The sequence below is a fragment of the Stenotrophomonas maltophilia group sp. Smal32 genome, from assembly GCF_030237085.1.
GTDB lineage: Bacteria > Pseudomonadota > Gammaproteobacteria > Xanthomonadales > Xanthomonadaceae > Stenotrophomonas > Stenotrophomonas maltophilia_Q.
The window spans coordinates 23275-37083 of sequence record NZ_JASJSI010000008.1 but is presented as its reverse complement, the minus strand read 5'-3'; the positions used below and the strand labels follow the sequence as shown (position 1 = coordinate 37083).

11 protein-coding genes are annotated in these 13809 nt (G+C 66.7%); 5 read left to right on the top strand and 6 right to left on the bottom strand.

What is annotated here, in order from left to right; translation table 11 throughout:
• Nucleotides 1-60: 60 nt before the first annotated feature.
• Both QRO91_RS03555 and QRO91_RS03550 read right to left on the bottom strand, forming a co-directional pair.
• Nucleotides 61-1188 (bottom strand): metallophosphoesterase, encoded by a 1128-nt coding sequence (locus QRO91_RS03555; protein WP_197619963.1) that lies wholly within the window; start codon nt 1186-1188, stop codon nt 61-63.
• 73 nt (nt 1189-1261) lie between these two features.
• Nucleotides 1262-1711: a helix-turn-helix domain-containing protein gene (locus tag QRO91_RS03550; RefSeq protein WP_049429593.1), complete on the bottom strand. Its 450-nt coding sequence runs from the start codon at nt 1709-1711 to the stop codon at nt 1262-1264.
• A 77-nt stretch (nt 1712-1788) separates the two neighbouring features.
• Here QRO91_RS03550 and QRO91_RS03545 point away from each other — a divergent pair, with 77 nt between their 5' ends.
• Nucleotides 1789-3003, top strand: coding sequence for an MFS transporter (locus tag QRO91_RS03545; protein WP_197619962.1), 1215 nt, complete (start codon nt 1789-1791; stop codon nt 3001-3003).
• A gap of 101 nt (nt 3004-3104) precedes the next feature.
• Here QRO91_RS03545 and QRO91_RS03540 read toward each other — a convergent pair whose 3' ends face one another.
• On the bottom strand, nt 3105-4520 hold the full coding sequence (locus tag QRO91_RS03540) for a diguanylate cyclase (RefSeq protein ID WP_197619961.1): 1416 nt from the start codon (nt 4518-4520) through the stop codon (nt 3105-3107).
• 288 nt (nt 4521-4808) lie between these two features.
• On the opposite strand from QRO91_RS03540, the gene QRO91_RS03535 reads away from it, so the two are divergent.
• A complete protein-coding gene (locus QRO91_RS03535; protein ID WP_049429596.1) occupies nt 4809-7058 on the top strand; it encodes a TonB-dependent siderophore receptor in 2250 nt (749 codons plus the stop codon).
• A 45-nt stretch (nt 7059-7103) separates the two neighbouring features.
• Here the strand turns inward: QRO91_RS03535 and QRO91_RS03530 are convergent, their stop codons facing one another.
• Nucleotides 7104-8030, bottom strand: coding sequence for a hypothetical protein (locus tag QRO91_RS03530; protein WP_049429597.1), 927 nt, complete (start codon nt 8028-8030; stop codon nt 7104-7106).
• Nucleotides 8031-8251: 221 nt separating this feature from the next.
• Here QRO91_RS03530 and QRO91_RS03525 point away from each other — a divergent pair, with 221 nt between their 5' ends.
• Nucleotides 8252-9232: a cation diffusion facilitator family transporter gene (locus QRO91_RS03525; RefSeq protein WP_197619960.1), complete on the top strand. Its 981-nt coding sequence runs from the start codon at nt 8252-8254 to the stop codon at nt 9230-9232.
• A 38-nt stretch (nt 9233-9270) separates the two neighbouring features.
• Here the strand turns inward: QRO91_RS03525 and nfi are convergent, their stop codons facing one another.
• On the bottom strand, nt 9271-9945 hold the full coding sequence (gene nfi, locus QRO91_RS03520; protein WP_049429599.1) for a deoxyribonuclease V: 675 nt from the start codon (nt 9943-9945) through the stop codon (nt 9271-9273).
• Between the two features lie 94 nt (nt 9946-10039).
• On the opposite strand from nfi, the gene gpmA reads away from it, so the two are divergent.
• Together gpmA and QRO91_RS03510 are read left to right on the top strand one after the other, a co-directional pair.
• A complete protein-coding gene (gpmA, locus tag QRO91_RS03515; RefSeq protein WP_004150217.1) occupies nt 10040-10789 on the top strand; it encodes a 2,3-diphosphoglycerate-dependent phosphoglycerate mutase in 750 nt (249 codons plus the stop codon).
• 212 nt (nt 10790-11001) lie between these two features.
• The gene (locus QRO91_RS03510) at nt 11002-13095 is read left to right on the top strand and encodes a M13 family metallopeptidase (RefSeq protein ID WP_197619959.1); all 2094 of its coding nucleotides are present in this window, start codon (nt 11002-11004) and stop codon (nt 13093-13095) included.
• A gap of 95 nt (nt 13096-13190) precedes the next feature.
• On the opposite strand, the gene QRO91_RS03505 is transcribed toward QRO91_RS03510, so the two are convergent.
• A complete protein-coding gene (locus tag QRO91_RS03505; protein ID WP_049429601.1) occupies nt 13191-13808 on the bottom strand; it encodes an HD-GYP domain-containing protein in 618 nt (205 codons plus the stop codon).
• Nucleotide 13809: the final 1 nt, after the last annotated feature.

Below are 13809 nucleotides of genomic sequence, written 5' to 3'. Positions count from 1 at the left end.
CAAACCGGGTGAAGGTGGAACGCGGCGGCGGCGCCGTACGCCGTCGCGCTGTCCGTCCATTCAGTCCTGAAGGCCGGGCTCGCCCTGCGCCAGCGGCACCCGCGAACCGTCCAGCAGGCCACGGCTGAGTTTGCCATCTTCGATGAACAGCAGTTCGCCGTTCTCGCCGTTCTTGATGCTGCTGTCGATCGCGATCACGCGGTCGCCATGGAAGCTGCTGACGTGCGGCATCGAGGTGTGGCCGACCACGATGCGCGAGAGCTTCAGGCGGTCGAGCACGTTCTGCACCCCTGCGGTGTCGAGGCGGCCATCGAAGTAGCCGCGGTACCAGATCGGGCTGGTCTTGCCGTCATACAGCGGAGCGGTGGCCGGATCGGCTTTCACTTCGGCCTTGGGCAGGCCCAGCGAGGCCTGGTAAGCCGCGTTGGTGCGTGCCGGGTCCAGCGCCAGCTCGACGGCTTCGGGCGAGATGCCGCCATGCAGGAACAGGGTGTCACCGATCTTCAGCAGTACCGGGCGGGTACGCAGCCACTGGCCGATCACCGAGTCGGGACCGTACAGCTGCGGGTAGCTGCGACCAAGCAGCTGGGCGCTGCGCAGGTACTTCGGGTTGACGTAGCGCAGGTCGTCGTACAGCACCATGGTTTCGTGGTTGCCGAGCACGAAGTGCACCGCGCCACCGGCCGCAGCTGCCTGCTGCTGCAGGCCGTACAGCAGCCAGAATGCCTCGGTCACCTGCGGGCCGCGGTCGAAGACGTCGCCGGCGATGACCAGGGTGTCCTTGCCCAGCGCCCAGCGGTCCTGTGCGTCGATGACCCGGTTGGCGCGCAGCAGGCGCACCAGCAGCCCATATTGGCCGTGGATGTCGGACAGCGCGACGATGCGAGGGACCGCCGGCAGTATGGAGACCGAGGCGGCATTGGGTGCGTCTACGTGCACGGTATGCTCATAGCCGCAGCGTGCTGCGATATCGGTCCCCGCCTTGCTGATGGGCAGGGTGCGCGACTCGACCTTGTCCGCACAGATCCACTTCGCCTGCAGTTGCTCGCCCTTGCGGAACACATACGGTCCATCGGCCTGTACATGGTCGGCCGGTGCGGCGACCTCGCGGGCCTGCGTGGTTCCGGCCGCGCAGGCCAGCAGTGGCGCCAGCAGGGCGGTCAGCAGGGAAGGGTGATAGCGCGACATCGGCGGCATCCAGCAGCGGAAAGATCCGATGCTACCCGGCGCTGGCGTTCCCTGGTGTGCGCGAGTGGGCGGGTCAGGCCCCGCCGCCAGCATCCTTGAGCTTGCGCACGTGGGTGTGGGTGGCCTGCAGCGGCTCGCCGTTGCGGCCGTGTGGCTGCATGTAGGGCAAGGGCCGCCGCGTACTCGATTCGATCAGTTGGGAATGGGGCTCACCGGCCTCGAAGCAATGCCGCTCGCCCCACTGGCGCAGCGCGACCAGCAGCGGAAACAGTTCCAGTCCGGCGGCAGTGAGCACGTATTCCTGGTAGGCCGAACCGTCGGAGGCCGGTTGCAGCTGCAGGATGCCGGCATCGACCAGCCTGCGCAGGCGGTCACTGAGGATGTTGCGTGCCGCGCCGAGGCTGCGCTGGAAGTCGCTGAAGCGGGTGACGCCGTCGAACGCGTCGCGGATCACCAGCAAGGCCCAGCGATCACCGAGCAGGTCGGCGCTGCGGGCGACGGGGCAGGGGCTGTTGGCGTGCATGGGTGTATCTCCAAATGTGGTTGCAGTTTAAAACCTTTGGCGCTAGCCTGCATGAGGTTTCAAATTGCAACTACATTATGAGCCCCGCTCCGATGCCCCGCTCCCTGCTGGTGCTGCTGGCAATCGCCGCCGGCGCCAGCGTCGCCAATGTCTATTACGCGCAGCCGTTGCTGGACCAGCTTGCGCGCACCTTTGCACTGGACCGTGCAGTGGCCGGTGCGGTGCTGGCGGCTACCCAGGCGGGCAGTGTGCTCGCATTGCTGGGGCTGTTGCCGCTGGCCGATCGCGGTGATCGGCGACGCCTGCTGCGGTTGCAGCTGATGGTGCTGGTGCTGGCCTTGCTGTGGCTGGCGACGGCCCGCACGGCGACCTGGCTGTTGTCGGGCATGCTGCTGACCGGGCTGCTTGGCACGGCGCTGACGCAGGGGCTTATTGCCTACACGGCAACACTGGCTCCGCCCGAGCAACGCGGACGCATCGTGGGCGTGGTGCAGGGAGGTGTATTCATCGGGCTGCTGATGGCGCGTGTGGTGTCGGGTACGGTGGCGGCAGCATTGGGCTGGCAGGCGGTGTATCTGCTGTCGGCGCTGGTGATGGCAACCCTGGCGGTGCTGTTGTGGCGGCGCCTGCCCGCAGTGCCGGTGCCGGAAGTCCCCCCACGCTGGCGCGAGCTGCTGGGCTCGATGCTGGGCATGCTGCGTACCGACCGAACGCTGCGCGAGCGTGGGCCACTGGCACTGCTGCTGTTTGCTGGGCTCAACGTGTTCTGGGCGGCCGCCCCGTTGCCGTTGTCGGCCCCGCCTTTGCATTGGTCCACCGCAGCCATTGGCTGCCTGGGCCTGGCCGGCGTGGTTGGTGCGTTGATGGCGGCGCGGGTCGGGCACTGGATGGACCGTGGATTCGCACATCGGGTCAGCCTCGGAGCGCTGCTGCTGATGCTCGCCGCGTGGTGGCCGCTGCTGGGCCTGCCGCAGTCGCTGGCGTTGCTGCTGCTGGGCGTGGTGGTGCTGGATCTGGGCGGTCAGGCACTGCACGTCGCCAACCAGGCGCTGCTGCTGCGCGCGCCCGGTGAACAGCATGGACGCCTGGTGGCGCTGTACATGCTGTTCTATGCCGTGGGCAGCGGTGCGGGCGCGGCGGCCGGGCCCTGGATGCAGGCGCGCCATGGCTGGTCGGCGGTCTGCATGCTGGGGGCCGGCATCGCGTTGCTGGCGCTGCTGTGGTGGGCGGCGTGGCGAGTGGTGGCGCTCAATGCATCGGCCGCGGTGCGAAGCGGTAGAGTCGACTGTTAGTCGACTGCTCTTCCGTCACTTTGCGAAAAACCCCGCGCTGCGCGCGATAGTCGACTGACAGTCGACTCTACACGCCACCGGGATGTTTCATTTCCGCCGGTTCACCGCTGCAGCGCACGCCGTCCCGGCGCATCCTGCAGGGCGTCGCTGGCTACCACCACCCGGTTGCGGCCACTGCGCTTGGCCTCGTACATCGCAGCGTCGGCGCGTGCCATCAGCCGCTCGTAGTCCGGGTGGCCGTCATGGCCCGCCACGCCGATGCTGGCGGTCAGTTCCAGTACCTGCCCGTTGGCCAGCGCCACCGGCGAGTGCGCGATCTGCCTGCGCAGGCTTTCGGCAATCACCCCGGCCTGTGATTCGCTGGCCGCAACCAGCACCACCACGAACTCCTCACCGCCATAGCGGAACAGATAGTCGCTGCCGCGTGTCAGCTGTCCCAGCAGGCCAGCCACGTGCTGCAACGCTCGGTCGCCGGCATCGTGGCCGTGGCCGTCGTTGATCGCCTTGAAATGGTCCAGATCGAGCAGCAGCAGCGAGAAGGGCGTGCGATTGCGCGTGGCCAGCTCGATTTCCCGGCGCAGCACGGTGGGCAGGAAGCGTCGGTTGAGCAGGTTGGTCAGTGCGTCGCTGCCGGCATCGAGCTCGCCGATGCGTTCGAACAGCAGCGTCATCAGGGTGCGAATGCTGGCGAGATCCTCGCGGATCGACGGCAATGTCGCCAGGCGCTGCGCCGGAGTATCGCCGCTCGCGCGCTGCAGGTGGCTGTCAATGCGGGCCATCAACTGGCCCACCTGCTGCGTTTCGCTGCTTTCGCCGAAGCTGGGGATGCCCTTGTGGGTGAACCACAGGCCGAATTCGGAGGTGGCCAGGCTGGCGCTGTCGCTGCCCTGCACATGGCCGGCCAGCGCGTAGAGCAGGGCGTTTTCCCAGTCCAGCAGCAACGCGCGCTGGCGCTCGCGTTCGGTGCTGACGTTCTGCACCAGCGAGAACAGCCGGTACGCCGCATCGGCACGGCTGGAGCGTTCGCGCGCGTGCGTGTAGGCCAGGGTCATGCCTTCCATGGCGATGTCCATGATCGCACTGAGGCAGTCGATGGCGGCGAACGCGGTGGCACTGTCCGGTGCATCGTCGCGCAGGCGGACGAACAGCTCGTGCTTGAGCACGCGCGCGCCACGAGTCACCAGATCGACCGGGATGCCAACCCGCGCATGCACGTCGCCGATCACCCGCTGTGAGGCGACGGTGGCGGCGATGCCGGCGGCGTCGGTGGTCAGCAGCTGCACCAGCCAGCGCTGCATGGCCGGCTGCAGGCGTTGCTTGACCTGTTCGTGGGACAGGAAGCGGCGCGCGCGGCCATCCTGCAGCAGCACTTCATAGAAGCGCCCGGCGAGCGCCGGTGGCGCGTCCGCGGCGGCGGCGTGCAGCAGCGCAGTGGCGGCGGGGCCGGCCTGCTGCAGGCACAGCTGCCACGCCTCGGCCAGCGGTTGGCTGGCTTCATCCAGTTGGGGTGTTTCCACGTCGATCTCTGACTGCGTACGACAAACCACGGGTATCGGCCGCGGTGGCGTGCGGTTGATGGCGGGTTAGCCGGCCAGTTTACGCGCGGTGCAGGGTTGCACGGTGCGCAAACCACATCGGGGCCGCTGCGGCAATGAGTGAACGCATTTGAGAATCAATCGCATTGATGGGAGAATGCGCGCACGGAGCGGGGTGCAGGTGCCTGCAGCAACGTTCCGCGCCTCCCCCTCGTCGTTGCCTCAAGCCCTTTGCCAGAGGCCCCGTTGCCCTGCCAGAAGGTTCAGACCATGTCCCCTGCCGTTGTCCTTTCGCCGCGCCCGCTGGCGCTCGCCGTTGCCGCCCTGTTGGCGGGCGGTGCCCTGACCGCCCATGCCGAAACCGACGCCACCGATATCGACACGGTGCATGTCACCGCCTCGCAGATCGCGCGCCAGGCGCTGGGCACCTCGACCATCACCGCCGAGGACATCGCCAGGCGCCCGCCGGCCAACGATATCGCCGAACTGCTGCGCACCATGCCGGGCGTCAACCTGACCGGCAACAGCGCCTCGGGCCAGTACGGCAACAACCGCCAGATCGATCTGCGTGGCATGGGCCCGGAAAACACCCTGATCCTGGTCGATGGCAAGCGCATCGGTGCCCGCGATGCAGTACGCATGGGCCGCAGCGGCGAGCGCAATACCCGTGGCGATACCAACTGGGTGCCGGCGGAGATGATCGAGCGCATCGAAGTGCTGCGCGGTCCGGCGGCGGCACGCTACGGCTCCGGTGCTTCCGGTGGCGTGGTCAACATCATCACCAAGCGCCCGACCGGTGATCTGACCGGCGCGGTCGACATGTACGGCCTGGTGCCCGAGCACAGCGCCGAGGGCGGCAGCGAGCGCGTCGGCCTGCAGCTGAGCGGGCCGATGACCGACACGCTGTCGTTCCGCCTGTACGGCAACCTCAACAAGACCGACGCCGATTCGCTGGATCTCAACCGCCAGTACGCCACCAATCCGAACGCGGTGCCACCGGCCGGTCGTGAGGGCGTCAAGAATCGTGATGTCAACGCGCTGCTGCGCTGGGACGTGACCGCCAACCAGGTGGTCGAGATCGAAGCCGGCACCAGCCGCCAGGGCAACATCTACGCCGGCGACCGCGCGGTCAGCACCACGGGTACTTCGACCGGCATCGATCTGGCTGCGCTGGCCGACGGCAAGGCGGAAACCAACCGCATGTACCGCAACACCGGCGCAGTCACCCATCGTGGCCGTTGGGGCGATGTGACCTCGCGGGTGACCGCTGCGGTGGAGGCGGTGAACAACTCACGCATCAATGAAGGCCTGGCCGGTGGCCCGGAAGGCAGCTTCAACGGCACCGACTGGTCGACTTCGCGCCTGCGCAACTACCAGCTGGATGGCGAAGTGAGCTTCCCGACCACGCTGGGCGGCGCCGAGAACATCTGGACGCTGGGCTTTGAATACCTGGACAGCCGCCTGACCGACCCGTACTCGATGAGCCAGTCCAGCACCAGCGGCGGCGGCTTCCCGGGCCTGTCGGCCGATCGCGCGCGCGGCAAGTCCGATGCGCAGACCACCGCCGTGTTCGTCGAAGACAACATCTACCTCGGTGAGCGCTGGATCGTTACCCCGGGCCTGCGTTTCGACCACCACAGCCAGTTCGGCAACAACACCAGCCCCAGCCTCAACGCGCAGTTCCGCATCAACAGCGACTGGGTGGTGAAGGGCGGTGTCGCACGTGCGTTCAAGGCACCGAACCTGTACCAGTCCAATCCGGACTATCTGTACTACACCCGCGGCAACGGCTGCCCCAATGCGCTGCCGAGCCTGGGCGCCGGTTGCTACATGCGCGGCAACGCGGACCTGAAGGCAGAAACCAGCCTGAACAAGGAGCTGGGCATCGAGTGGGCACCGCAGAGCGGCTGGCAGGCGTCGTTGACCTACTTCCACAACGACTACAAGGACAAGATCCAGGCCGGCTACACCCAGATCGGGCTGACCGCCGACACCAAGGGCCGCATCTTCCGCTGGGAGAACGCGCCGAAGGCGATCGTGCAGGGGCTGGAAGGCAACCTGGTGATCCCGCTGCTGGGCGAGCAAGGCAACCGCCTGAAGTGGAGCAACAACTTCACCTACATGGTGGAGAACGAGAACAAGACCACGCGCCAGCCGTTGTCGGTGATCCCGAAGTACACGATCAACACCATGCTCGACTGGCAGGCCACCGACAAGCTGTCGCTGCTGCTGACCGGTACGTTCTACGGCAAGCAGGAACCGGCTACCACCAACATCAACAACGACCCGCGCTGCACCGGCACGTGCGATCCGTCGGTGGCGCTGCAGGACCGTGGCGCCTACAACATCTGGGGCGTGAGCGCGCGCTACAAGGTGACCGACACGGTCAGCTTCGGTTTCGGTGTGAACAACCTGGCCGACAAGCGCCTGTTCCGCGAGGCCAACAGCAGTGATGCTGGTGCGGCGACCTATAACGAGCCGGGCCGCGCGTACTGGGCCAGCCTGCGCTTCGGGTTCTGACCCGATGAGACCTGCGCCGGGGCGTTCCCCGGCGCAGCCTGAAGCCTACTTCACCTGCCGGCAATCGCGCAGGTGGACGCCACCGGTGTCCATCTTGTCGACCACGCCTTCCAGTTTCACCCAGTCGTTCTCGCGCAGGGTAGCGCCCAGTGCCATCTGGTCCGGCGCAAGCGCACAGTGCACGGTGAAGTTGGCGTTGTTGTCTTCGTTCGACTGGCGCCCGCCGATGCCACCGATGCCTTTCATCTTGGTGACCAGATAGCCCACCTCGAAGGTCTTGGCGAAGCGGTTGGGCTGGGCGGTGTAGACCTGGCCGTCAATGATGAAACGACGGCCGAAATACTTGACGAGCAACGGCTGGTACATCGCATCGGTATCCGGCGGGGTACTGGTGCCGGAGAACAGTGCCCTGAGCGGTGCGGTGTTGATTTCCCGCTGCAGCCGCTTGGCGTCCTTGCCCATTTCGGTGGACATGCCGACCGCGGTGGCCTGGATCGGCTTGTCGAAGCCGCTGGAGACACGTACGGCTTCGGCGATCGCCTCGCCTTCGGGGCCGGTCTTGAGCTTGTCCAGCCAGCCGCACAGCGCGCTGCGTGCGTCCTCTTCCTTGGCGGTCTGTCCGCGGGACAGCTTGGTGCCGACCACCACGTTGCCGCCATTGGAAGCGGTGATGATGCTGACCAGCGGCATCTTCGTGTCGGTCTGCAGCACGTACATCTGGCCTTCGGTCTCGGTGATGACATCACCGCTGACGAAGTTGTTGCCCTCATCAAGCGCTGCCTTGCGGAGCTGGCCCAGGGCACTGCGGGGCTTCAGGCCGGGAAGGGTGACTTCGGAGGTGAAGAACTGGCCATTGCGGGGATCGCCTACCGCCTGGAAGTTCTGTTGGCAGGTCTTGGCCGAGGCGCCTGCGGCCATACCCAGCGCGCAGGCCACAGCGACGGCGACCCAGGGGGTCTTGGTAGTCCACATGTTCCAGATTCCTTGTGCTTGGGTGTCCATTGCGGGCAGCAACGCCGAAGCGATCTGGCCGCCCGTTCCCCGTCCAGAGGGGCTACGGCCATCATAGTGTGGCCCGGCGCAGGCGCAACCTTCAGCGACCGGCGCCGTGGATTCTGCAATGTTATAAACACCGTGATAGTTTCCCCACGGTCGCCAGCGTAGCCTGCCTCCATCGCAAAGGAGCTGTTGCCATGGGCCACGACCACGACCACCTGCCGTCCGAGATCCGCCACGAGAAGCCCTTGTGGTGGGCGCTCGGCCTGACCTCCACCTTCCTCGTCGTCGAGGTGGTGGGCGCGTTCTGGACCAACAGCCTGGCGCTGTTGTCCGATGCGGCCCACATGGCCACCGACGCATTGGCGCTGATGATCGCACTGATCGCGGTGCGGCTGAGCCGGCGCCCGCCGGATGCGCGCCGCACCTATGGCTACGCGCGCCTGGAAGCACTGGGCGCGATGATCAACGGCGCGATGCTGTTCGTGGTTGCCGGCTACATCCTGTGGGAAGCCGTCGGGCGCTTCAGCAAGCCGCAGGAGATCGCCTCCACCGGCATGCTGGTGATCGCGGCTGCGGGCCTGGTCATCAACCTGATCTCGATGCGCCTGCTGCAGGCCGGCAGTGGCGAGAGCCTCAACGTGAAGGGCGCCTACCTGGAAGTGTGGGCGGACATGCTCGGCTCGGTGGCAGTGATCGCCGGTGCGTTGCTGATCCAGTTCACCGGCTGGAAGCCGATCGATCCGATCCTGGCCGTGCTGATCGGCCTGTGGGTGCTGCCGCGCACCTGGGTGCTGATGCGCGAGGCGATCAACGTGCTGCTGGAAGGCGTGCCCAAGGGCATGGACGTGGCCAAGGTGCGCGACAGCCTGTCCGGGCATGCCGCGGTGCTGGACGTGCATGACCTGCACGTGTGGGCGCTGGCCTCCAGCACGCCAGCGCTGACCGCGCATGTCGTGATGCGCGACGGCACCGATGCCGATGCGCTGCGCCGTGAGCTGGGCGCGCGCCTGCACGATGATTTCGGCATCGAGCACGTGACGCTGCAGATCGAGGCCGACCACTGCGGCGAGGCCTGCGGTGAACCGCCGCCGGCCAAGGGCGGCGAGCACGAGGGCCATGAAGGTCATGACCACGGCGAAGACGCACAAGGGCATCGCGGCCACGTGCATCGCTGATCGAAGATGACGCGCGCGCCGGGAGAGGCCCGGCGCAGCTATTCGTCCCGTCGCGAGGCCAGCCGGTCCGCCAGCCGGGTCGGCTCCGGCAGCCGGTAACCGCGCAGGGTGCGCTGCACCCAGTCCAGCGCGGTATCGGCACTGACCCGATGGCCGCCGGCCACGAACAGCGGCTTGCAGCGCACCTTGCTGCGCAGCACCCAGCCCAGTTGTTCATCGCCATCCCGCAGTGGCGCATGCGCGCCGGCCTCGGCGCCCGGCTCGATGAACCGGCCCACCAGTTTCGACTTTGCGACGCCGATGCTGGGCAGGTCGGTGACCACGCCCAGGTGCGCGGCCACGCCCAACCGGCGTGGATGGCTGATGCCGTGGCCGTCGACGAACACCAGGTCCGGCGTGCGCGGCAGCAGCGTCAGCGCGGCCAACAACGCTGGCAGTTCGCGGAAGCTGAGCAGGCCGGGGATGTACGGCATCACCGTTGGAATCCGCGCGATCTCCTGCGCCACGGGCTGCAGCGTATTCGCGTCCAGCAGCACCGCTGCGGCGCGGGTGGTGGCGCCGTTGTCTTCGAAGCCGACATCCAGCCCGGCCAGCCAGCGCACATCGCGGGGCAACCGGTCCTTGCGCTCCACGCGGCTGGCAAGCTGGGTCTGCTGCGCGCGGGCAGTGGCGACGCTGCCTTCCCAGCGTCCGGGGTCGATCACCGTATTCATTGGCCACAGCATGGCATGGGCAACGCCACGGCCCGGTGAGCGGCGCCCGGGGCTACAATGGTGGCCTGCCTTTCCTCGCGTTGGAGACCCTGCAGTGACCCGTAAACTCGTACTGTTGCGCCATGGCCAGAGCCAGTGGAACCTGGACAACCGCTTCACCGGCTGGGTCGATGTCGACCTGACCGAGCAGGGGCGCCGGGAAGCGGCCGCCGCCGGTCGCCTGATGCGCGAGGAAGGCCTGCAGTTCGACGTCGCCCACACCTCCGTGCTGAAGCGCGCCATCCACACCCTGCAGGGTGCGCTGGCCGAGCTGGAGCAGGACTGGCTGCCGGTGAACAAGTCCTGGCGGCTCAACGAGCGCCACTACGGCGGCCTGCAGGGCCTGGACAAGGCCGAGACCGCCGCCAAGCACGGCGAGGACCAGGTCAAGGTGTGGCGCCGGTCGTACGACATCCCGCCGCCGGCCATGGACCTGGAAGATCCGGGCCACCCGATCCATGACCGCCGCTATGCCGGCCTCGATCGCAACGCGTTGCCGGGCACCGAATCGCTGGCCACCACCCTGGACCGCGTGCTGCCGTACTGGCATGACGCCATCGCGCCGCAGCTGAAGGACGGCAAGACCGTGCTGGTCACCGCCCACGGCAACTCGCTGCGCGCGCTGTACAAGTACCTCAACAACGTCTCGCGCGAGGAAATCCTCGAGCTGAACATCCCGACCGGAATTCCGCTGCTGTTCGAACTGAACGACGATCTGACGGTGAAGTCGTTCCGCTACCTGGGCGACCCGGAAGCGGCGCGCAAGGCCGCCGAAGCCGTGGCCAACCAGGGCAAGGCGAAGTAAGGCAGAAGGCCGGCGCAAGCCGGCCTTCTTGTTTTTGTAGAGTCGAGCCATGCTCGACTGCTTTTTGGGCCTCTTGCCACAAGTGGCATGAAACCGGAACGGAGAGCAGTCGAGCATGGTTCGACTCTACAGAGAGGCGTCCTGTGACCTTTGGCCGGTCCCCGCGCTGGGCCTTCCCGGCTACCCTGTGAAATTACCCGCAGGAGAGCCTCATGAACTTCCGCAACCTGGCCCCGCTGGGCCTGACCATCGCCATTGCTGCCTCGCTGGCCGCCTGTGGCAAGAATGAATCCGCGCCGGCTGCCAACGCCGACGCCAAGCCGGCCTTCGACCAGTCGCAGATCAAGACCCCGCTGATCTCGCTCAACAGCGCCGACCTGGATCCGGCCATTTCGGCCTGTACCGACCTCAATGGCTTCGTCAACAGCAAGTGGCTGAAGGCCAACCCGGTGCCGGGCGACCAGACCACCTGGGGCAGCTTCGAGATCCTGCGCGAGCGCTCGCTGGAAGTGCAGCACGCGCTGGTGCAGCAGGCCGCCGCCAGCCAGGCCAAGGCCGGTTCGGTGGAAGCCAAGATCGGTGACATCTGGAAGACCGGTAACGACGAAGCCAAGATCGAAGCCGCCGGCCTGGCGCCGCTGCAGCCGCAGCTGGACAAGATCACTGCACTGAACGACACCGCCGCCATCACCCAGTACCTGCGCGACAGCCAGGCCGAGGGCAAGGGCGTGCTGTTCTCGCTGTTCGCCAATGCCGACTACAAGGATTCGGCCAACGTCATCGCCTACGTGGGCCAGGGTGGCCTCGGCCTGCCGGAGAAGGGCTACTACTTCGACGACGCGCAGGCCAAGATCCGAGACGCCTACGTGGCCTACATCGCACAGGTGCTGACCCTGTCCGGCGTGGACGCGGCACAGGCCGCCGAGCAGGCCAAGGCCGTGATGGCCTTTGAAACCCGCCTGGCCAAGGCCTCGATGTCGCGCATCGAAATGCGTGACCCTGCCAAGCGCTACAACCCGCTCAGCGCCGCCGACGCCGACAAGCTGACCCCGAACTTCAGCTGGACCGCGCTGTTCGACACCCTGAAGGTGCCGGCCGCGCAGAAGTTCTCGCTGGCCCAGCCGGGCTTCTTCGGTGAAATGGACAAGATGCTGGCCGACGTGCCGGCCAGCACCTGGCAGGCCTACCTGCGCTTCCACACCATCGACGATGCTTCGCCGTACCTGAGCAGCCAGTTCGAGAAGGCCAATTTCGATTTCTACGGCACCACCCTGCGTGGCCAGAAGGAAATGCAGCCGCGCTGGAAGCGCGTGCTGGAGTCGGTCAACGGTGGCATGGGTGAAGCCCTGGGCCAGCTGTATGTCGACGCCGTGTTCCCTGCCGAATCCAAGGTGGCCATGCAGCATCTGGTGGAAAACCTGTCGCAGGCGCTGAAGGCGCGCCTGGAGCAGCTGCCGTGGATGGGCGAAGAAACCAAGAAGAAGGCACTGGAGAAGTGGGCCAGCTTCACCCCGAAGATCGGTTATCCGGACAAGTGGCGTGAGTGGACCGGCCTGCAGACCAACGGCGACAGCTACCTGGGCAACATGCAGGCCGCGCGCGCGTTCAATTACCGCTACATGCTGGACAAGATCGGCAAGCCGGTGGACAAGACCGAGTGGGGCATGACCCCGCAGACCGTCAACGCGTACTACAACGCCACCAAGAACGAGATCGTGTTCCCGGCCGCCATCCTGCAGGCGCCGTTCTTCGACGCCAAGGCCGATCCGGCGCTGAACTACGGCGGCATCGGTGCGGTCATCGGCCACGAAATGATGCACGGCTACGACGACTCGGGCAGCCAGTTCGCCGCCAACGGCAACTTCGACAACTGGTGGACCGACGCCGACCGCAAGGCCTTTACCGAGCGTACCGACCAGCTGGTCGCGCAGTTCGACGGCTATGAGGCGGTGCCGGGCGTGTTCGTGAAGGGCAAGCTGACCCTGGGCGAGAACATCGGCGACCTGGGCGGCCTGACCGTAGCCTACGACGCGCTGCAGATGGCGCTGAAGGAAGACCCGAAGGCGAACGTCGAAGTTGATGGCCACAGCCAGGACCAGCGCTTCTTCATGAACTGGGCCACCGTGTGGCGCCGCAACTTCACCGACGGTGAGCTGCGCGTCCGCCTGAACACCGACCCGCACGCCCCGGCCAACTTCCGTGCCAACGGTGCGCCGTCGAACATGCCGTCCTATGCCGCTGCATTCCAATGCAAGGCGGGCGATGCGATGGTGCGTGCAGACGACAAGCGCGTGGTGATCTGGTAATCGATCGCACGTGATGCGTGGTGCGAAAGGCCCGGCGAATGCCGGGCCTTTTGTTTTTCACGGCCGGTAGTGCCGGGCCATGCCGGGTTGGCATCTCATGCCAGCTCGGGCTCCCGCGCCAGCATGCGATGGAAGCGCTGCAGCACGTAGGGATCCACCAGCCCGCCGGACTGCGCTTCGATGATCCGCAATGCGGTTTCATGCTCCATCGCATCGCGATACGGGCGCGCGCTGGTCATTGCATCGTAGGCATCCGCAACGGTGACGATGCGTGAGCCCAGCGGAATGCTCTCGCCTCGCAGGCCGTCGGGATAGCCGCTGCCATCGAAGGCCTCGTGATGGGCGCGGATCAGCCGCGCAACCGGCGCCGCGTCGCTGCGGCCGGTGGCCAGGAAGATGTGTTCGCCGCGTACCGGATGCTCGCGCATGATCGCGCGCTCCTCATCGGTATGCCGGCGCGGTGCCAGCAGCACATCGTCGGGAATTCCGATCTTGCCGATGTCATGGAAGCGCGCGGCCAGGCCGATCTGCGCGCAGCCGTCGTCGTCAAGATCGCAGTGCGCGGCCAGGCGATGCGCGAGCAGGCCGACGCGGTCACAGTGGTGGCGGGTGTAGGCATCGCGCATCTGCAGCGACATCGAAAGGGCATCGATCAGGCAGGCCTGCGCGTGCAGCAGGTCGGGGGCGGGTACGGCGTCAGGAAACATGGTCATC